Below are 18,659 nucleotides of genomic sequence, written 5' to 3'. Positions count from 1 at the left end.
CCCGGTGAGAGGCGGGGTGGTCTCTGGCGCCCCCCACCCCTACCACCCCCCGTGGTTGCCGATAGCCCGCGGGGGGGGGGGGGGGGGGGGGGGGGCCCCCCCCCCCCCCGCCACGGGCGTCAGCTCCCGACGTGCGCCGCGTACTGGTCCGGGGTGAGCAGGTCGCCCGTCTCCACGACGTCGACCTTGAACAGCCAGCCGTCGGTGTACGGGTCGGAGTTGACCACGGCCGGGTCGTCGACCGCGGCCTGGTTCACCTCCACGACGGTGCCCGTGACGGGCGAGAAGAGCTCCGACACGGACTTGGTGGACTCCACCTCGCCGATGACGCTGCCCGCGGTCACCTCGGAGCCCACCTCCGGCAGCTCCAGGTAGACGATGTCACCGAGCGCCTCGGCGGCGGTGGCCGTGATGCCGACGACGGCCGGGTTCGAGCCGTCGATCCACTCGTGCTCCGCCGTGTACTGCAGGTGGGCCGGGAACTGGGCCTCGGTCATGGGGTTCTCCTTCGAGCTCTCTGGGACGGCTGGGCAGGTCAGGACTGCTGGGGACGACGGTAGAACGGGAGAGGCACGACCACCACGGGCTCGGCGCGACCGCGCACGTCGACCGCGAGCTCCGTGCCCTCCCCCGAGAGCTCGGGCGTCACGTACGCGAGCGCGATCGGGTAGCCGAGCGTCGGCGAGGGCGCCCCCGAGGTCACGGTGCCGACCCGGCGCGCGGACTCCCCCACCGCTCCCCCGGGCTCGGCCTCGGTGAGCACGACGGCGTAGCCCGCCCGGGCGGGACGGCGCCCCAGGCCCTTCAGGCCGACGAGCACGCGCGCGGACGCGGACGCCCGGCGCGCCGCGAGCGCGGCCCGCCCGACGAACTCGAGCGGCGTGCCGTCCCCGGCCACCTTGTCGAGCTTCACCACGCGACCGAGGCCCGCCTCGTACGGCGTGGTCGTCGTGTCGAGCTCGTGCCCGTACAGCGGCATGCCCGCCTCCAGGCGCAGCGAGTCGCGCGCGGACAGGCCCGCCGGCACGAGGCCCAGCGGCGCACCGGCCGCGAGCACCGTGCGCCACAGGTCCGGGGCACGGTCCGCGGGCACGAACAGCTCGAAGCCGTCCTCCCCCGTGTACCCGGTCCGCGCGACCAGCGCGTCGACCGGCCCGGCGTCGGTGCGCAGCGCGAGCGGCACGGCCGCGTAGTACCTCAGGTCGCGCACGGCCTGCGCCGCGGCGACGTCCTCGGCGTCGGTCAGGCTCGCGACGATCTCCTCGGCGCGCGGACCCTGGACGGCGACGAGCGCGGTGTCCGCGCCCTGGTCCGTGACGGTCGCGTCGAAGCCGGCGGCGCGCGCCAGGAGCTCGCGCGCCACGAGGTCGGCGTTCCCCGCGTTCGCGACGACGAGGAAGCGCTCCTCGGCCAGCCGGTACACGACGAGGTCGTCGAGGACCGCGCCGTCCTCCTGGCAGATCATCGTGTAGCGCGCACGCCCGGGCGCGACCGCCGTGAGGTTGCCGACGAGCGCGTGGTCCAGCGCGGCCGCGGCCTGCGGACCCGCGACCTCGATCTCCCCCATGTGCGACAGGTCGAACAACCCGGCGGCCTCGCGGACCGCGCGGTGCTCCGCGAGGTCGGACGTGTAGCGCAGCGGCATGAGCCAGCCGCCGAAGCTCGTGAGGTTCGCTCCGAGCGCGACGTGCTCGTCGTGCAGCGGGCTGTGCTTGTCGGTCGGCCTGTCGGTCGGCCTGTCGGTCGGCTGGTCGGTCATGCGAGGTCTCCCGTCACGTAGGACTCCACAGGCGGGCACGAGCACACCAGGTTGCGGTCGCCCCGCGCACCGTCGATGCGGCGCACCGGCGGCCAGTACTTCCCGGACCGCAGGCTCGCGACCGGGTACGCCGCCAGCTCGCGCGAGTACGGCTTGTCCCACGCCTCCGCGACGAGCGCCGCCGCCGTGTGCGGGGCGCCGCGCAGCGGCGACTCCTCCACGCTCCAGCGGCCCGACGAGACGGCGTCGATCTCGCCGCGGATCGCGACCAGCGCCTCGACGAACCGGTCGAGCTCGGCGAGGTCCTCGCTCTCGGTCGGCTCGACCATGAGCGTGCCCGCGACCGGGAACGACAGCGTCGGCGCGTGGAACCCGTAGTCCATGAGCCGCTTCGCGACGTCCTCCGCGGTCACGCCGGTCTCCGCCGTGATCGGTCGCAGGTCGAGGATGCACTCGTGCGCGACCAGGCCGTTCGGGCCGGTGTAGAGGACCGGGTAGTGGTCGGCGAGGCGGCTAGCGACGTAGTTCGCCGTGAGGACGGCGGTCTTCGTCGCCTCGGTGAGCCCGTCCGGACCCATGAGCGCGACGTACGCGTACGAGATCGGCAGGATCCCGGCCGACCCGTACCGCGTCGCCGAGACCGGGGTCGCGGTGGACGCGCCCGGGGCGAGCGGGTCACCGGGGAGGAACGGGACGAGGTGCTCGGCGACGGCCACCGGGCCGACGCCGGGTCCTCCCCCGCCGTGCGGGATGCAGAACGTCTTGTGCAGGTTCAGGTGCGAGACGTCGCCCCCGAACTCGCCCGGGCGCGCGAGGCCGACGAGCGCGTTGAGGTTCGCACCGTCGATGTACACCTGACCACCAGCCTCGTGTACGAGGTCGCAGACCTCGCGCACGTGCTCCTCGTAGACGCCGTGCGTCGACGGGTACGTGATCATGATCGCCGCCACGCGCGGGCCGTGGTCGGCCAGCTTGGCGCGCAGGTCGTCGAGGTCCACCTCGCCGCTCTCGGCCGTCCTCACCACGTCGACCTTCAGACCCGCCAGAGCCGCCGACGCGGCGTTCGTCCCGTGCGCCGACGCGGGGATGAGGCACACGTCGCGCGCCGTGTCGCCGCGGGACACGTGGTATTCGCGGATCGCGAGGAGGCCGGCGAACTCACCCTGCGAGCCCGCGTTCGGCTGCACCGACACCCCCGCGTAGCCCGTGATCTCCGCGAGCGCGGACTCCAGCCCGCCGATGAGCTCCTCGTAGCCTCGCGCCTGGTCAGCGGGCACGAACGGGTGGAGGTCCGCGAACTCCGGCCAGGAGATCGCCTCCATCTCCGCCGTCGCGTTGAGCTTCATGGTGCACGAGCCCAGCGGGATCATCGTGCGGTCCAGCGCGAGGTCCTTGTCCGAGAGCCGACGCAGGTAGCGCAGCATCGAGGTCTCGGAGCGGTGCAGGTGGAAGATCGGGTGCTGGAGGTACGGCGTCGTGCGGGTCGCCCAGCCCGGGAGCGCGCTCGTGGTCGGGGCGGAGAGGGCTGCCGCGGCGGTGGGGAGGCCGAAGGCTTCCAGCACCGTGGCGAGAGCCGCGGGGGCGGTGGTCTCGTCGCAGGCGATCTGTACATGGTCGGCATCGGGGTTGTACAGATTGACGCCCGCGGCCGCTGCGGCAGCGACGACGGCCTCGGCACGGCCGGGGACGACGGCCCGGACGGTGTCGAAGAAGACGTCGTGCTCGACGGTGACGCCGCCCGCGCGCAGGACGCTCGCGAGGGTCGTGGCGTGCGCGTGGGTGCGCTCGGCGATCGCGCGGAGGCCGTCGGGGCCGTGGTAGACCGCGTACATCGACGCCACGATGGCGAGGAGCGCCTGCGCGGTGCAGATGTTGCTCGTCGCCTTCTCGCGGCGGATGTGCTGCTCGCGCGTCTGGAGCGCGAGACGGTAGGCGGTGTCGCCGTCGGCGTCGATCGAGACGCCCACGAGGCGGCCGGGGAGCGAGCGCTCGAGCCCCTTGCGGACCGCCATGAACGCCGCGTGCGGGCCGCCGTAGAACAGCGGGACGCCGAACCGCTGGGCCGAGCCGACCGCGACGTCGGCGCCGAGCACGCCAGGGGATACCAGGAGCGTCAGGGCCAGCAGGTCGCTGGCGACCGTCACCAGCGCACCCGCAGCCTTGGCCTCCGCGACCACGGGGCGCCAGTCCACGACACGTCCCGACGCCCCGGACTGCTGGACGACCACGCCCACGAGCTGCGCGTCGTCGTCCACCCCGGCGGGGAAAGCCCCTGCCGCGCGGGCCGCGGCGAGGCCGGCGTCCAGACCGCCCGAGAGGTCCACGACCACCACGGGCAGGCCGACGGCGTGCGCTCGGCCCAGCGTCACCGCGAGCGTCTGCGGGAAGAGGTCGGCGTCGAGGGCCACGTAGCCGCTCTTCGCGCGCGACGCGCGCCACATGAGCGCCACGGCCTCGGCCACCGCGGTGGCCTCGTCGAGGAGCGACGCGTTCGCGACGTCCAGGCCCGTGAGGTCCTCGACGACCTGCTGGAAGTTGAGCAGCGCCTCCAGCCGGCCCTGCGAGATCTCCGGCTGGTACGGCGTGTAGGCCGTGTACCAGGCGGGGGACTCGAGGACGTTGCGGCGGATCACCGGGGGAGTGACGGTGCCGTAGTAGCCGAGCCCGATCATCTGCGTCTTGACGACGTTCTTCGCGGCCAGCGCGCGCAGGTGGTCCAGCACCTCGGCCTCGGTGCGGGCCGCCGGGAGGTCGAGCGGGCGGTCGGTGCGGATCGAGGCCGGGACCGCTGCGTCGACCAGCGCATCGAGCGAGGCGTAGCCGAGCTGGTCGAGCATCGCACCGACCTCGCGCCCGCGCGGGCCGAGGTGGCGCGGTGCGAAGGCGCCGGTCGCGGCGTTGTGCCGTGAGCTGGGGTCGAAGGACGGCTGGGTCACGAGGGACTCCCGGTGGAGGGGACGACGGCGGGTCCCTCCCCGCTCTGTCATCGGACGCACGCGTCGACCTGAGAGTTTTGCCGGTCCGCCGTGCCACGAGGGCCGGGGCGCGCCGACTTGCACCGTCGGTGGGCCGAGGCCGCCGGGGGTCCGACGAGCGCACGGCCGCTTTCCAGAGTTGCCTCACCTCGACGGTACGGGGGCCTGAGAGATTCCCGGGGAGGGTTTGCTCCTTCGGCGCCGGCGCCGGTCCGCTGGACCAGGTGCCGAGCTCTCCCGTCGTGGTTCGGGCGGCTGTACTGCGTTTGTGGGCTCGATCATACCGGTCGGGCCGTCGCGGATGCCGCGGCTGGCGCCGCCGTGACAGGGTGGGTGCCGTGAACGCCGACACCTGGGCCGACGTCGTGCTCCTGCTCGTGCTCGCGGGGGCGGGTCTCCTGCTCGTCTGGTGCGCCCGGGCGACGGCCGACGGACGCATCGGCCGCAACCAGGTCGCCGGGATCCGCACCGCGACGACGCTCGCGAGCGACGAGGCGTGGCAGACCGCCCACCGGGCGGCCCGACCGCTGAGCGAGGCCGGGGGCTGGGTGCTCGTCGCAGCGGCCCCGCTGCTGTTCCTCGTCGGTGACGACGCCGGCCTCGTCGTCGTCCTCGTCGCAGCGGGACTGACGCTCGCCCTCACGGTGGGAGGGCTCATCGTCGGGACCCGCGCCGTGCGGCGCGAGGCCGACCGCCGCCGCTGACGCGCGCCCGAGTCCGGAGACCCCGTCAGGCGGGCTCGGAGACCAGCTTGCGCTCCGCCGTCGGGCCGGTCTGGGGCTCCTGGGCCGCGCGGCGTGCCGCCGGGCGGCCGTGGGTGAGGTAGAGCGGGAGGCCGGTGAGGAGCAGACCGCCCACGAGGTTGCCGAGCACCGTGGGGATCTCGTTCCAGACGAGGTAGTCCATGATCGTGAACTCGCCGCCGAGCAGCAGCCCGGACGGGAACAGGAACATGTTGACGATCGAGTGCTCGAACGCCATGAAGAAGAACAGCATCACGGGCATCCACATGGCGATGGCCTTGCCGGGCACGTCCTTCGCGACCATCGCGCCGATGACGCCCATGGACACCATCCAGTTGCACAGCATGCCGCGCACGAACAGCGTGAGCATGCCCGACGCCCCGTGCTCCGCGTACCCGACCGTGCGGCCCTCGCCGATGTGCCCGATCGCCTGACCGACCTCGTTGGGCGGGGTGTCGAACCCGTACGTGACGACGATCGCCATCATCACGGCGACGGCGAACGCGCCGAGGAAGTTCCCCACGAACACGAGGCCCCAGTTGCGCAGGACGCCGCGCACCGTGATCCCCGGGCGCTTGTCGAGCCAGGCCAGCGGGCCGAGGACGAACATGCCGGTGAGCAGGTCGTACCCGAGCAGGTACAGCAGGATGAACCCGACCGGGAAGAGGACGGCGCCGAGGATCGCGTGGCCCGTGGTGACCGTGACCGTCACCGCGAACGCGGCGGCGATCGCGAGGATCGCGCCGCCCATCGTCGAGCGCACGAGCGTGTCGCGCGTGGACAGCAGGACCTTGTTGGCGCCGGCGTCGATGATCGTCGGGACGAGCTCGGCGGGCTTGACGTAGGACATGGGCGGGCTCCGGTCTCTGAGGCGACGTCGCGGCAGGGGAGTGCCCGACGGCGCGTCCCACGCTAGGAACCCGCGGTTTCGACCGCGTTCCCGCGGGGGAGCGACCTCGTTACCAGGGTCGCTCAGCGCGCGGGGTCGCCCTGTGAGAACTCCGCGCCCGGCGCGGGCTCGACCACGACGGACCGGACCGTCGCGAGCCGCCGGACCGCGCGCTCGAGGGCCCGCGTGCGGCGCGGCGTCGCGCGGAAGGTCACGACGATCCGCCCGGCCCGGCCGTCGTCGTCCACCGGCTCCGTCGCGAGCGAGTCGAAGCTGACCCCGCGCGTCGAGAACACGCCGGTCAGCGCCGTGAGCGTGCCCGGCTGGTCGAGGCCGTGCACGGTCGCGACCCACGCGGCCTCCGCCCCGGCCCGGCCCGACGGCGCCCGGTCGCCCGTCGGGGCCGGGTCGCCCGCGGGGGCCGGGTCGCCCGTGCTCCCGTGCTGTTCCTCGCCTGCTGCGTCGTCGCGCGCCGTGCTTGCCGCGACCATGCGCGCGACGCCGTCCGCCGCGTGCGCGAGGCGGCGCGCCTCGTCGTCGGGCAGGTCGTCGAGGAGCACGCGCGTCCACCCGCCCGGTCCGAGGACCACGGGGACGCCGAGCACGCCGCGGTGCGGGGCGCCGTCGAGCCCCGAGGGCTTCCCGTCGAGCCGTCCGTCGAGCTCGCCGTCGAGGGCCACCTGCCCGGCGACGACGATCTCGCGCCCGTCGAGGATGACCTCGAGCAGGTCGACGGTCGCGCTGGCCGTCCCGGCGGGCGTCTTGGCGCCGGACTGGTGCGTCATCCAGGGCCGCGTGACGAGCCGCAGGTCCGCCGGCCACGTGTCGATGAGGTCGAACGCGGCACCCATGTCCGCGGCGGCGACGCGCGCGAGCTCGTCCTTCGCGGCCGCGATCTCGGCGGGCAGCGCGTCGAGCGTGCGGCCCCGGCGCAGCGCCGCGACGGCGCGGGCCCGCTCGTCGGCGTCCAGACCGCTCACGCGGACCGTCGACCACAGCGGCACGGCGTCCTCGCCGTGCTGTCCCCCGACGAACCCGCCGACGCGGTGCCGTCGGACGCCGAGCTCGACCGCGAGCTCGCGCCGGAACCGCAGCGTGTCGAGCCAGGCGCCCATCCCGAGCACGCGGTGCCGCCCGAGCCGCTCCGCCATGACGGCGACCCCGAGCTCCACGGGGTTCGTCACGACGATGACGACCTCGTGCCCCGACCCGTGGCGCGCGATCGCGTCCGCGTACTCGGCGAGCACGGCGCCGTTCGTCGCGGCGAGGACCCGGCGGTCGGGGTCGGCGCCCGTGCGGGCCGGGGGCGTCAGGCCCGCGGCGACCACGATCACGTCCGCCGTGACGTCGTCGGGGGAGTGCGCGACGTCGAGCAGGGGCGCGTGCTCGTCGTACGCGTCCACGAGATCCGCGCGCAGGCCGTGCACGGCCCGGCCCGACGGCCCGCCCGCGCGTCCCACGAGCTGGAGCCGCGCCGTCGGCGGGAGCACCCGTCGCTCGACGATCTGCGTGCACACCTGCCGGCCGACGTCTCCCGTCGCCCCCACCACCGCTACGTCCACCCCGGCAGGCTACGTCCCGACCGATGAGTCCGGGCGCCCCGGCGCGTCGTGACAGGTGAGGACGCACCGGGACGAGAGGAGCAGGACGATGACGACCGCCGACCCGACGGTGAAGAACCTCGACGGCTACGGGACGCCGCCGATCGAGTGGGCGCGCGTGCACGACACGCTGTTCGGCCGGCTCCCGCAGGAGCCCGGTGCCGGCGGCCCGAACCGGCACACGACGTGGCTCGCGACGACCGACCCCGACGGGAAGCCGCACGTGGTGCCGTTCGGCGCGCTCGTGCTCGACGAGGAGATCTTCCTGTGCTCCGGCGAGGGCACGCGCAAGAACCGCAACCTGCACCGCGACCCCCGGTGCACGCTCACGGTCGCGACGGAGCCGTTCGACCTCACCGTCGAGGGGCGGGCCGAGCGCGTCACGGACCCCGAGACCCTGGAACGTGCGGCGGCGGGGTTCCGCGCCGACGGGTGGCCCGCGACCGTCGACGGCGACGCGCTCACCGCGGAGTTCAGCGCACCGTCCGCCGGCCCGCCGCCGTGGGCCGTCTACCGCCTGGTCCCCGAGCGCGTCTTCGCGTTCGGCACGGCCGAGCCCTACGGCGCCACGCGCTTCGACCTCGCGCCGCGGTAGGCGCCACGTCAGGCAAAGGTGATGTCCGCCGCGGCGGCGACCATCTCGTCGAGCACCGCGGAGACGACGGGCCGGGGCTCGTGGCGGGTCGCGCGGTGGCGCGCGACGAGGCGACGGGAGCCGAGGCCGGGCAGGCCGACGACCGTGACGCCGTCGGGCACCTCGTCCGACGCGCCGCCCTCGACCGCGAGCGCCGGGAGCATCGCGACGCCGAGCCCGGCCGCGACGAGGGACAGCGCGACGTCGAAGTCGTAGTAGTTGTGCCGTGTGCGCACGGTCCCGCCGAGCCCGCGGGAGAGACGGCGCAGGGCGCGCGCCGCGGCGGTGCCGGGTTCGGGTCCGAGCCAGACGACGTCGCGCACGTCGTCGAGGCGGGTCGGGGTCGGCATGCTCGCCGGGACCACGAGCCGCCACGGTTCGTCCAGCAGCACGATCTCACGCGTCCCGCGCGGTGCGGGGGAGTCGGCCTCGTAGTCGCGCTCCAGGAGCACGACGTCGAGCTCGCCGGCGCGCAGGAGACGCAGCGCCTCGGTGGGCTCGCGCTCCTGCACGTCGAGCTCGATGCCGGGCGCCGTCTCCGCCAGACGCCCGGCGACGGGCGCGACGACCGCACGGATCGCCGTCTGGAACGACCCCACGGCGACGCGGCCGGTGACCTCGTCGCCCAGTGCCGCGAGCGCCTTGCGCGCCTCGACGAGCTCCGTCTCGATGCGCTCGGCCGTCTCGGCGAGCACGCGCCCGGCCGGTGTGAGGGTCACGCCGCGCGGTCCACGGTCGAGGACGGCGACGCCCTCCTCGGCCTCGAGGCGCTGGATCTGCTGGGAGACCGCCGACGGGGTGACATGCAGGAGATCCGCTGCCGCGAGAATGCCCCCGCCGCGGTGCACGGCAAGGAGAAAACCAAGTCTGCGTGGGTCCGTCGCCATGTAGAGATGCTAAACGGCCAGTGCAGGATCCTTCGATTGTGCTGAAGCCCGAGAGGCCCCACACTTGTCGTGGCGCCGGTCGGTTACCTCCTCCTCCTTACGGGTCGGCGCCCGAGCTTCCGCACCACCCGCGCCACCAGCCATCGGCCCGGAGCGCACAGCCACCGCAGCGTCGCGGTACCCCCCTCCACCCCTCTTCGTCACCGGAGTACCGCTGTGCCCGTCACCCTCGACGCGTTCGTCATGTTCCTCGGCTGGATCGGTGCCGCCGCCGGCGTCGTCGCCTATGCGATGGTCAGCCGCGGCCGCTGGGCCGCGTCCTCCGCCCCGTTCCAGCTCACCAACCTCACCGCCGCCGGCCTCATGGGCATGGTCGCCGCCGCGAACGGGGTGTGGCCGTCGGTGGCCGCCAACATCGTGTGGATCGTCATCGGCGTGCAGGCGATCGTCGTGCTCGTCCGCGCGCGGGCGCGCCGCCGCGCGACCGTCGTCGACGAGGCGATCCCGGCTGCGGTCGTCCCGGGGGTGGCCACGAGCGCCGTCCCCGACGCGACCCTGCCCGACGGCGACCCCTCGCCGCGCGAGGTCGGGCTCGCCGCCTGACTACACCCCGGCGGGCGTGATCAGCCCGATCAGCAGGCCCATCACGAGCACGGTGACCAGCTCGTGCGCGGCGTTGAGGACCGTGAGCCCGGCCGGCCGCCCCTCGAACGCGTCGTGCGTGACGAACCGCGCGGCGGTGAACCCCGCCCACAGCACGAGGGCGGTGAGCAGGGCGTTGCCCAGGTAGCCACCGCCGTAGAAGGACCACGCGAGGTAGGTCGCCCCCGCGAGCACCCACGCGGTGACGAAGCTGACCACGAGGGTCACGACGATCGGCACGACGGCGTCCCGCCCCTCGCCGGACGGGTCGACCTTCGCGACGCGCATCCAGTAGGTGCCGAACACCTTCGGCGTGTACCAGACGGAGCCCACGACCATGCTCGACACCGTCGCGGCCAGCACCGCCCAGTAGTTGATCTCCGGAACCATCGGACCGCTCCCTCGCGTCGACGCCGTCGTTCGGAGCGTAGCGCTCAGGCGGTGGCGCCCGCCTGCGGTTCGACGACCACGTCGACCACGACCGCGCGGTGGTCGGACAGGCCCGTGTCGACGGCGGTCGCGGGGCCGAGGGCCCGGACCGTCGCCTGCCCGGGGGTGGAGTCGGCGAGCACGTGGTCGATCTGCCGCGCGGGCCGGTCGACGGGGTGGGTCAGCACGTCGGCGAGCGACGTGAACCCGGTGATCTCCGCGGGCTCGGGCGCCCGCAGGTTGAGGTCGCCCAGCAGCACGAGCGGGCGGGGGAGCGGCGCGCAGGCCTTCGCGAAGGACCGGAGCTGGTCGGCCGTGAACTCGGGCCGGGACGTGGTGTGTGCCGTCACCACCGTCAGCGGGCCCCACGGCGTCACGACGGCGGCCGCGAGCGCTGCGCGAGGCTCGTCCGGGACGACGCGGAACGGGACGAGGCGCCCGGCACCGGTGGTCGTGCCGGGCGTCCGGCGGCGGACGCGCGAGCGCCACGGCATCCGGTCGAGCTCGAGCCGCGACCACCGGGCGACCGGGAACCGGCTGACCAGCCCGATCCCGTAGGACGCGACGCCGGGAACGCGCCGCACCCCCGCGCCCGGTCGTGCCGCGCGGACCCACGCGCCGGAGACGCCGCGCAGCGTCGGGGAGAAGTGCCGGTGGTCCGCGCGGAGCGCCTCCGCGGCGACGGCGACGAGGTCGGCACGCTGCGAGCGCGGCGAGTCGCGCTCGACCTCCTGCAGCGCGAGCACGTCCGCGTCGAGGTATGCGACCGCGCGCGCGAACCGCTCGACGTCGACCGTCCCGTCGAGCGCGGCGCCGTGCAGGGCGTTGAACGTCGCGAGGCGCAGGGCGCCGTCGGGTCGCGGGGGCAGTCCGGGAGCAGCGGGGTCGGTCGGCACCGCACGATCCTCGCGCGAGCGCGCGACGGTCGCGACCAGACGCGTCAGAGGGTGCGCCGCCAGGCGACGATCCGCTCCACGGCCTCGGCGACCGTCGCCGGGGCCGCTGCGAAGGAGAGCCGGACCCAGTCGCCGCCCCGGACGCCGTCGAAGTCCGTGCCCGGGGTGAGCGCGACGCCCGCCTCGGCGAGCAGCCGCTCGCACCACGTCACGGAGTCGAGCCCGTCCCCGGAGACGTCCGCGTAGACGTAGAACGCGCCGTCGGCCGGGGCGACGCGCGACCACCCGAGGTCGTCGAGCCGCGACAGCACGAGCTCGCGCGACGCCGCGTAGCGCGCGACGTTCTCCGCGGCCGCCGCGTATCCCTCGGGCGAGAACGCCGCGACGCCCGCGTGCTGCGCGAGCGCGGGCGGGGACAGCGCGACGTTCCCCGCGAGCGCGTCGACCGGCCCGACGAGCTCGTCCGGCAGCACGAGCCACCCCAGGCGCCAGCCCGTCATGGCCCAGTACTTCGAGAACGAGTTGACGACGACGGCGCCCTCGCCGACGTACCGCGCCGCGGTCGGCAGCGCCGCGGGAGAGGCGCCCGCCGCGTCGTCGTACGTGATGCCGTGGTAGATCTCGTCGCTCACCAGCCGGACGTCGTGGTCGGCGCACCACGTCGCGACGGCGTCGAGCTCGGCGGGCAGGATCATCGTCCCCGTCGGGTTCGCCGGGCTCGCGACGACCAGGCCGTCGAGGCCGCCGTCGTAGTACGCCTCCATGAGCTGCGACACCGTGGGCTGGTAGCGCGTCTCGGGTCCGCAGTCGAGCTCGACGACCTCGCAGCCCAGCGCGCGCAGGATGTTCTTGTAGGCGGGATAGCCGGGGCGGGCCAGCGCGACGCGGTCGCCGACGTCGAACGCCGCGAGGAACGCGAGGAGGAACCCGCCGGAGGACCCGGTCGTCACCGCGACGCGCGCGGGATCGACGTCGACGCCGTACCAGCGGTCGTAGTGCTCGGCGATCGCCCGACGCAGGGCCGGGACGCCGAGCGACTCCGTGTACCCGAGGTCGCCGTGCTCCAGCAGCTCGATCGCCCGGCGGCGCACGACGTCCGACGCCCCCGTCGACGGCTCGCCCGCGCACAGGTTGAGGACGGACGCTCCCGCGTCGCGCAGGCGGTTCGCCTCCGCGAGCACCTCCATCACCGCGAACGGCGGCACGTGCGAGCGACGCGAGACCTTCATCGACCCAGACATGGCCCCATCATGCCGGGTCCACCGGACCGGCCCGCTGCCGAACCCGGGCTTGCGGCACCGCACGATGCCGAACCCGGGGTTACGGGCGGATTCGGCGGACGAGCTGCCCACGACCCCGGGTTCGGCGGGTCGGGGTCATCCGTTCGGGGGATGCCGGCGCGCCTCACCGCGCGGGGTCGGTCGTCCGGGCGACGCGCCGCCGTCGGGCGACGGGGTCGGATGGACGACATGACCGAGGACGCGTGGGACGACGGCACCGACGACCGGGCGCGGGACGGTCGCGCCCGGGACGGCCACGGGCGCGGAGGCCGCGACGAGGTGTTCCAGCCGGTCCGGGGGTGGGGTGTCCTGTGGCGCAGCGCGTTCGTCGTGTGGCACGGCGAGCACGAGTACGTCGTGGACGTGGACTTCCTCGACTGGGACGAGCGGATCCGGCTCTACCGTGACCGCCGCCTCGTCGACGAGCAGCGGTCCCGGGCGCGCTTCGACCTCCCCGGCGTGCGGATCGAGGCCCGGATGAGCCTCTACGGGATGCGGTACGTGCGCGTCGTCGACGCGGTGGGGAACGTCGGGGACGTCCCGCCGATGCCCGGGACCGCCGAGGCGTGGCGCGACCGCATGGACCGCGAGCGCCCGACGGCGAGCCGCGCCGTCGGCATCACGGCGTGGGTCGTGCTCGTGGTCGCCCTCGTGACGCAGGTGCCGCAGCTCCTCGACCTCGTCTCCGGGTTCACGGGCTGGACCCCGCCGTTCGTGCCCGACCTTCCTGCCTCCGTGAACACGGTGCTGGCGGTGGCGGGGGTGGTGGCCGCCGTCGACCGCGGGCTGCGGCGCCGCTACCACCCGCTCCTGGACGGCTGACCACCCGCTCGTCCCGCGCCGCCGCGCGTGCTTAGGGTGGCCGAACGCCAACAGAGGAGGTTCTCGTGTTCCGACGACGGTCCCGCAGCACCCCCGACGACGACCCGGTCCGGCGCGCCGCGCAGTACCGGGTGGACCGCGAGACCGCGCGCGAGGAGTCGGAGCGCGAGGATCCGAGACGCGGGGACGTGCCCGGTCCCGCCGGGCACGAGGCACCCGCCGCCGAGTCCCGGGTACCCGACGATGACGCTGCGCCCCGCGGCCCGCGCCGTGTACGACCCGAGGACCGTGCGATGTACGTCGACACGGTGATCGACCAGGCCATCCGACGAGGAGAGTTCGACGACCTCCCGCTCGCGGGCAAGCCGATCCCCGGGCTCACGGGGACGCACGACCCCGACTGGTGGCTCAAGTCGGTCATCGAGCGCGAGCAGCTCACCGGGCTGGGCCCGCCGGCGATGCTGCTCAAGCAGGAGGACCGAGAGCTCGACGACCGGCTCGACCGCGAGCTCGACGAGACGACCGTCCGCGAGATCCTGGCCGACTTCAACGCGCGCGTCGTCGACGCCCGCCGCCAGCTCCTGGGCGGGCCGCCGGTGGTCACGCCGACGCGCGACGTCGAGCACGAGGTCGCGCGCTGGCACGCGCGGCGCACCTCCCGCTGAGCACCGCCACAGGCCTTCGCCGCCGCGCTCGCGACCCGACGACCGGCGCGCGACCGGCCGCCCGCGCGCCTAGGGTCGGGCGCATGGCCGACTGGCAGCCCGACGTCCTCGGGGACGAGTACGAGCAGCTCACGCTGCCGCTCGCGCCCGACGACGAGGGCGACGTCGTCGCCACGCTCGTGCGCCGCCGTCGGGCCGGGGGCGACGACGGACCCGCCCCGTACCTGGACGTCCTGTACGTCCACGGCTGGTCGGACTACTTCTTCCAGACCGAGCTCGCCGACTTCTGGGAGGCGCACGGCGCGCGCTTCCACGCGCTCGACCTGCGCAAGTACGGGCGCAGCCTGCGCCCCGGCCAGACCCCGGGGTACGTCACGGACCTTGCGACGTACGACGAGGACATCGCGGCCGCGCTCGTGGCGATCGGCCACCGCGGCGACGGGCGCTCGCCGCGCGAGCTCGTGCTCATGGGCCACTCGACGGGCGGCCTGACCCTCAGCCTCTGGCTCGCCCGGAACCCCGGCCGCGCGGCGGCGCTCGTCCTCAACAGCCCGTGGCTGGAGTTCCAGACGCGCGAGGTGGGGCGGCTGCTGCTCGAGCCCGTGATCGGCGCCCGCGCCCGCCTCACGCCGACCCGGCCCCTGCCCAACGTCGACCTCGGCTTCTACACGCGCTCGGTGAGCAAGGACTTCGACGGCGAGTGGACGTACGACCTCGCGTGGCGCCCCCAGCACGGTTTCCGCACCACGCCCGCGTGGCTGTCCGCCGTCTTCCACGGGCAGCAGACCGTGGCGCGCGGGCTGTCCATCGGAGCGCCGGTGCTCGTGCTGCTCTCCGCGCGGAGCACGCTACTCCCGCGCTGGGCGCCCGAGATGATGCACACGGACACGGCGATCGACGTGGACGGGGTGGCGCAGCGGTCCGTCCAGCTCGGCGACCTCGTCACGGTCGCGCGCCTCGACGGCGCGCTGCACGACGTCGTCCTCTCGGCCCGGCCCGTGCGCGCGCTCGCGTACGGGCGGATCGCGCAGTGGGTCGGCGCGTACCTCCCGCGCCCGGAGCCCGTCGTGCCCGACGACGACGCAGCGCCCGTGCAGGGGAGCGCGCCGACGCCGTCGGGCGGCCCGGGCCGGTGGCTCTCCCGTCTCGGCGGCAGCGCGCACCACGTCGGGAGCGCCGTCGCGCGGGCGGTGGGCTCCGCCGTCGGGACGCTGCGCGGCACCCGGGCCGGCCGCCGGTAGACGAAGCGCGCACGAGGCCGGCTCTCCCGCCCGGGCGCGGGATCGGGGCTTACTGTCAGCAGATGAGCCAGGCACTGGACGAGGGGCCGTTCTTCCACGGCACGAAGGCAGATCTCCGCGCGGGTGACCTGCTGACCGCAGGCTTCCGGTCGAACTACCGGCCCGAGGTCACCATGAACCACGTGTACTTCACCGCCCTCGTGGACGGTGCAGGTCTCGCCGCCGAGCTCGCAGCCGGCGACGCGGCACCTCGGGTCTACCGGGTCGAGCCGACGGGTCGGTTCGAGGACGACCCCAACGTCACCGACAAGAAGTTCCCGGGCAACCCGACGCGGTCGTACCGCAGCAGCGCACCGCTGCGGATCGTCGGCGAGGTCACCGACTGGCCGCGTCTGAGCGACGAGGCGCTGGCGTCCTGGCGCGCCCGGCTGGCGGCACTGCTGTCCGACGAGCGGGGCGAGATCATCAACTGAGGGCTGCCGCGCCAGGCATCGGGCAGGGGTCGCCTACGACCGCAGGGGGAGAGCGCCGGTCCAGGGGTCGCACCCTCGGTGGTCACCTCGGCGGCCGGGCGCCGCTACCGTCGGCGACGTCGTGCGTGGCGTCGCCAGCTGAAGGAGCGGTTCGAGTGTTTCGCGAGGTCCCCGTCCTCCCTGTCGTGATCCCGCTGGGGGCGGTGATCCTCGCGGTGCTGCTGTGGCGTCTGCACCGGGCTGGCCGGCTCACGGTGCCGCGGGCCGCCGTCGCGCTCGCGCTCGCCGTCTACGCAGCCGGGGTCGTCGCGAACACGGTGTTCCCGATCTTCCTCGACAAGCCGGTGAGCAGCGCCCCGTGGAACGCCCACCTGGCCCTCGTGCCCCTGGCGGACTACGAGGTCGCCGACGCGGTGATGAACGTCCTCGTGTTCGTGCCGCTGGGCATGCTCCTGCCGCTCCTCCTGACGCGGACGTCGTGGTGGCGCGCCGTGGCAGCGGCAGCGGCCTTCAGCCTGGCGATCGAGGTCGTCCAGTACGTCACCTCGCACCTGCTGGGTGGCGGCCACATCGCCGACGTCGACGACCTGCTCTTCAACGTCGTGGGCGGCGTGCTCGGCTACGCGCTGTTCACCCTGCTGTGCCGCGTCCCCGCGCTCGACGCGTTCCTCGACCGCTTCCGCTGGTCCGCAGAGCCGCGAGCGCGCGTTCGCGCGGCGGACGTGCGTCGCGCGCGCCGACCCTGACGGTCGCCCGGCGCCACGACGGATCGCGACCGCCCCGACCAGCGCTCAGGCGTCGAGCTGAGCGCGCACGAAGTCCACGATCCCGTCCGCGGCGGCCTCGACCTCGGCGAGGCAGTCCTCGAAGTCCTGCTGCCCGCCGTACCAGGGGTCGGCGATGTCGAGCACCCGCTCGGGCTCGCCGTGCGCGACACGCGGTGCGGCCGGGTCGAACGAGCGGTACATCCGCACCGGGCCGGCGGCGTCGAGGCGGCGCAGGGCCCGGGCGTGCTGGGACGTCATCGCGAGCACGAGGTCCCGCGCGGCGAGGTCGCCCGCGCGCACCTGGCGCGCCCGGTGCGTCCCGTCGACGACGTACCCGTGCTCGGCGAGGACGCTGCGCGCGCGGCGGTCGATCGGGTTCCCGCGCTCCTCGTCGCTGATCCCCGTCGAGTCGACGACCACGCGGTCGCCGAGCCCGGCCGCCTCGAAGCGGTCGCGCAGCACCACCTCGGCCATGGGGGACCGGCAGATGTTGCCGGTGCAGACGGTCATGACGCGGTAGGGCGCGGGGGCCTCGGCACTGGTCATGGCCCCATTCTGCGCGAGGCGCGCGCGGTCCTCACGTGCGCTCGGTCGCCGGGCGACCCGCGACGGCCGCGTCTACCGTGAGGACATGATGATCGGGGCGGGGTCGGGGCGGATCGCCGTGACGGGCGCGAGCGGGCTCCTGGGGTCGAAGCTCGCGTTCCGCCTCGCCGCCGAGGGCGCGACGCAGCGCCTCGTCGTGCGCGACGCCGTGCGGGCGCCGAGCCTCGGCGACGACCCGCTCCCGGAGTCGGACGTCGCCGTCGTCGGCGGGTACACCGACACGCGCGGGATGGTCGCGGCGTTCACCGACGTCGACACCGTGTTCCTCGTGTCCGCCCGCGAGGACCTCGACCGCGTCGCGCAGCACCGCGCGGCGGTCGACGCCGCCATCGCCGCCGGGGTCGGGCACATCGTCTACGTGTCGTTCGTCGGCGCGGCGCCGGACGCCGTCTTCACGTTCGCGCGCGACCACTGGCGCACCGAGGAGTACATCCGCGCGACGGGGGTGCGCCACACGTTCCTGCGTGACAACCTCTACCACCGCGGGCTCGCGCTCATGGTCGGCGACGACGGCGTGATCCGCGGCCCCGCGGGCGACGGACGGGTCGCGTCCGTGTCGCACGACGACATCGCGGACGTCGCGACCGTCGTCCTGCTCGACACCGACGCGCACCGCCACGACGGCGTCACCTACGACGTCACGGGACCCGAGGCCCTCACGCTCGGCGAGGTCGCGGAGGCCCTGACCGCCGCGACGGGTCGCGCCATCACGTACCACGCCGAGACCCTCGACGAGGCGTACGCGTCCCGCGAGCGCTACCGGGTGCCGCGGTTCGAGGTCGACGGCTGGGTGTCGTCGTACACGGCGATCGACGCGGGCGAGCTCGCGCACGTGAGCGACACCGTCTCCCGGCTCGTCGAGCGCCCCGCGCAGTCGTTCGCCGCGTGGCTCGACGACTACCCCGAGGAGTGGGCGCACCTGCGTCCCGCCTGACCCCCTCTCCACGCCGTGCGCGAAAACCCCTGGCGCGGTCCGCAGGGGCGGACGTACCGTCGTCGTACACGCGAAAGGAGGTGGTCCTGGAAGTGAAGATTCTTCGGACTCGTGAGGTGGTTGCGCGCTAGTCGTCGCGCAACCGATCCAGCAACGGACCGGATGCGGTGAGCCCGTGAACCGGGCGGGGTCTCCCGAGGGGAGGCGCCCGACGGCGAGCGAGTACCACGCAACCACCGGAGCCCGCGGGTGTCGTGCCCTCGTCCAGCACGACAGGAGGAACCCTCCAGCCCGCGGGCTTCTCGCTGCCCGCCCGCGCTGCTGAGTGCATGAAATAGTCGCGTCAGGCACGTCCCGACGCGACTATTTCATGCAAACAACGGGTTGGGGGGGGGGGGGTGGGGGTGTCGGTGGGT

General features: G+C 74.4%; 19 protein-coding genes and 1 riboswitch. Of the genes, 9 read left to right on the top strand and 10 right to left on the bottom strand.

The features are described from left to right. Positions 1–119: 119 nt before the first annotated feature. Genes gcvH through gcvP form a run of 3 tightly spaced genes read right to left on the bottom strand, consistent with a single transcriptional unit; the run spans position 120 to position 4,746 of the window. Complete coding sequence (gene gcvH, locus ACFWH7_RS06110) at positions 120–497, bottom strand: glycine cleavage system protein GcvH (protein ID WP_378215576.1); 378 nt, start codon at positions 495–497, stop codon at positions 120–122. Positions 498–535: 38 nt separating this feature from the next. Continuing rightward, positions 536–1,759 (bottom strand): glycine cleavage system aminomethyltransferase GcvT, encoded by a 1,224-nt coding sequence (gcvT, locus tag ACFWH7_RS06105; RefSeq protein ID WP_378215575.1) that lies wholly within the window; start codon positions 1,757–1,759, stop codon positions 536–538. Continuing rightward, positions 1,756–4,746: an aminomethyl-transferring glycine dehydrogenase gene (gene gcvP / locus ACFWH7_RS06100; RefSeq protein WP_378215604.1), complete on the bottom strand. Its 2,991-nt coding sequence runs from the start codon at positions 4,744–4,746 to the stop codon at positions 1,756–1,758. The genes gcvT and gcvP overlap by 4 nt, the downstream gene beginning before the upstream one ends. Before the next feature lie 131 nt (positions 4,747–4,877). Beyond that, positions 4,878–4,984, bottom strand: a riboswitch (glycine riboswitch). Positions 4,985–5,072: 88 nt separating this feature from the next. Here gcvP and ACFWH7_RS06095 point away from each other — a divergent pair. After that, a complete protein-coding gene (locus ACFWH7_RS06095; protein WP_378215573.1) occupies positions 5,073–5,438 on the top strand; it encodes an SdpI family protein in 366 nt (121 codons plus the stop codon). Between the two features lie 25 nt (positions 5,439–5,463). On the opposite strand, the gene ACFWH7_RS06090 is transcribed toward ACFWH7_RS06095, so the two are convergent. Both ACFWH7_RS06090 and ACFWH7_RS06085 read right to left on the bottom strand, forming a co-directional pair. Then, the gene (locus ACFWH7_RS06090; RefSeq protein ID WP_378215572.1) at positions 5,464–6,327 is read right to left on the bottom strand and encodes a formate/nitrite transporter family protein; all 864 of its coding nucleotides are present in this window, start codon (positions 6,325–6,327) and stop codon (positions 5,464–5,466) included. Between the two features lie 122 nt (positions 6,328–6,449). Next, on the bottom strand, positions 6,450–7,928 hold the full coding sequence (locus ACFWH7_RS06085) for a lactate/malate family dehydrogenase (protein ID WP_378215571.1): 1,479 nt from the start codon (positions 7,926–7,928) through the stop codon (positions 6,450–6,452). A gap of 88 nt (positions 7,929–8,016) precedes the next feature. On the opposite strand from ACFWH7_RS06085, the gene ACFWH7_RS06080 reads away from it, so the two are divergent. Further along, positions 8,017–8,562: a pyridoxamine 5'-phosphate oxidase family protein gene (locus tag ACFWH7_RS06080; RefSeq protein ID WP_378215570.1), complete on the top strand. Its 546-nt coding sequence runs from the start codon at positions 8,017–8,019 to the stop codon at positions 8,560–8,562. An 8-nt stretch (positions 8,563–8,570) separates the two neighbouring features. On the opposite strand, the gene ACFWH7_RS06075 is transcribed toward ACFWH7_RS06080, so the two are convergent. Next, positions 8,571–9,488: a LysR family transcriptional regulator gene (locus ACFWH7_RS06075; protein ID WP_378215569.1), complete on the bottom strand. Its 918-nt coding sequence runs from the start codon at positions 9,486–9,488 to the stop codon at positions 8,571–8,573. A gap of 216 nt (positions 9,489–9,704) precedes the next feature. Here ACFWH7_RS06075 and ACFWH7_RS06070 point away from each other — a divergent pair, with 216 nt between their 5' ends. Further along, positions 9,705–10,091, top strand: a complete 387-nt coding sequence (locus ACFWH7_RS06070; RefSeq protein WP_378215568.1) for a CBU_0592 family membrane protein — start codon at positions 9,705–9,707, stop codon at positions 10,089–10,091. On the opposite strand, the gene ACFWH7_RS06065 is transcribed toward ACFWH7_RS06070, so the two are convergent. From ACFWH7_RS06065 to ACFWH7_RS06055, 3 genes are read right to left on the bottom strand one after another with little or no spacing between them, the layout of a single operon-like run. Next, the gene (locus ACFWH7_RS06065) at positions 10,092–10,520 is read right to left on the bottom strand and encodes a DUF1761 domain-containing protein (RefSeq protein ID WP_277512226.1); all 429 of its coding nucleotides are present in this window, start codon (positions 10,518–10,520) and stop codon (positions 10,092–10,094) included. A 44-nt stretch (positions 10,521–10,564) separates the two neighbouring features. Next, positions 10,565–11,455: an endonuclease/exonuclease/phosphatase family protein gene (locus tag ACFWH7_RS06060; RefSeq protein WP_378215567.1), complete on the bottom strand. Its 891-nt coding sequence runs from the start codon at positions 11,453–11,455 to the stop codon at positions 10,565–10,567. Positions 11,456–11,499: 44 nt separating this feature from the next. Further along, the gene (locus ACFWH7_RS06055; RefSeq protein WP_378215603.1) at positions 11,500–12,684 is read right to left on the bottom strand and encodes a pyridoxal phosphate-dependent aminotransferase; all 1,185 of its coding nucleotides are present in this window, start codon (positions 12,682–12,684) and stop codon (positions 11,500–11,502) included. A gap of 240 nt (positions 12,685–12,924) precedes the next feature. Here ACFWH7_RS06055 and ACFWH7_RS06050 point away from each other — a divergent pair, with 240 nt between their 5' ends. The 5 genes from ACFWH7_RS06050 (at position 12,925) to ACFWH7_RS06030 (ending at position 16,682) form a co-directional block, all read left to right on the top strand. Beyond that, positions 12,925–13,557: a hypothetical protein gene (locus ACFWH7_RS06050; protein ID WP_378215565.1), complete on the top strand. Its 633-nt coding sequence runs from the start codon at positions 12,925–12,927 to the stop codon at positions 13,555–13,557. Between the two features lie 65 nt (positions 13,558–13,622). Further along, positions 13,623–14,222, top strand: coding sequence for a DnaJ family domain-containing protein (locus tag ACFWH7_RS06045; RefSeq protein ID WP_378215564.1), 600 nt, complete (start codon positions 13,623–13,625; stop codon positions 14,220–14,222). 83 nt (positions 14,223–14,305) lie between these two features. Next, the gene (locus ACFWH7_RS06040) at positions 14,306–15,463 is read left to right on the top strand and encodes an alpha/beta hydrolase (RefSeq protein WP_378215563.1); all 1,158 of its coding nucleotides are present in this window, start codon (positions 14,306–14,308) and stop codon (positions 15,461–15,463) included. A gap of 62 nt (positions 15,464–15,525) precedes the next feature. Then, entirely contained in the window at positions 15,526–15,936 is a 411-nt protein-coding gene (arr, locus tag ACFWH7_RS06035; protein ID WP_378215562.1) for an NAD(+)--rifampin ADP-ribosyltransferase, read from the top strand. A 155-nt stretch (positions 15,937–16,091) separates the two neighbouring features. Further along, positions 16,092–16,682, top strand: a complete 591-nt coding sequence (locus ACFWH7_RS06030; protein WP_378215561.1) for a VanZ family protein — start codon at positions 16,092–16,094, stop codon at positions 16,680–16,682. Between the two features lie 45 nt (positions 16,683–16,727). On the opposite strand, the gene ACFWH7_RS06025 is transcribed toward ACFWH7_RS06030, so the two are convergent. Then, the gene (locus ACFWH7_RS06025) at positions 16,728–17,249 is read right to left on the bottom strand and encodes a low molecular weight protein-tyrosine-phosphatase (protein WP_378215560.1); all 522 of its coding nucleotides are present in this window, start codon (positions 17,247–17,249) and stop codon (positions 16,728–16,730) included. An 85-nt stretch (positions 17,250–17,334) separates the two neighbouring features. Between ACFWH7_RS06025 and ACFWH7_RS06020 the strand changes: the two genes are divergently transcribed. Then, positions 17,335–18,243 (top strand): SDR family oxidoreductase, encoded by a 909-nt coding sequence (locus ACFWH7_RS06020; protein ID WP_378215559.1) that lies wholly within the window; start codon positions 17,335–17,337, stop codon positions 18,241–18,243. The last annotated feature ends 416 nt before the right edge of the window (positions 18,244–18,659 follow it).

Source organism: Cellulosimicrobium cellulans, assembly GCF_042723955.1.
Classification (GTDB): Bacteria; Actinomycetota; Actinomycetes; order Actinomycetales; family Cellulomonadaceae; genus Cellulosimicrobium; species Cellulosimicrobium cellulans_H.
This window is presented reverse-complemented; position numbering and strand designations above follow the sequence as displayed.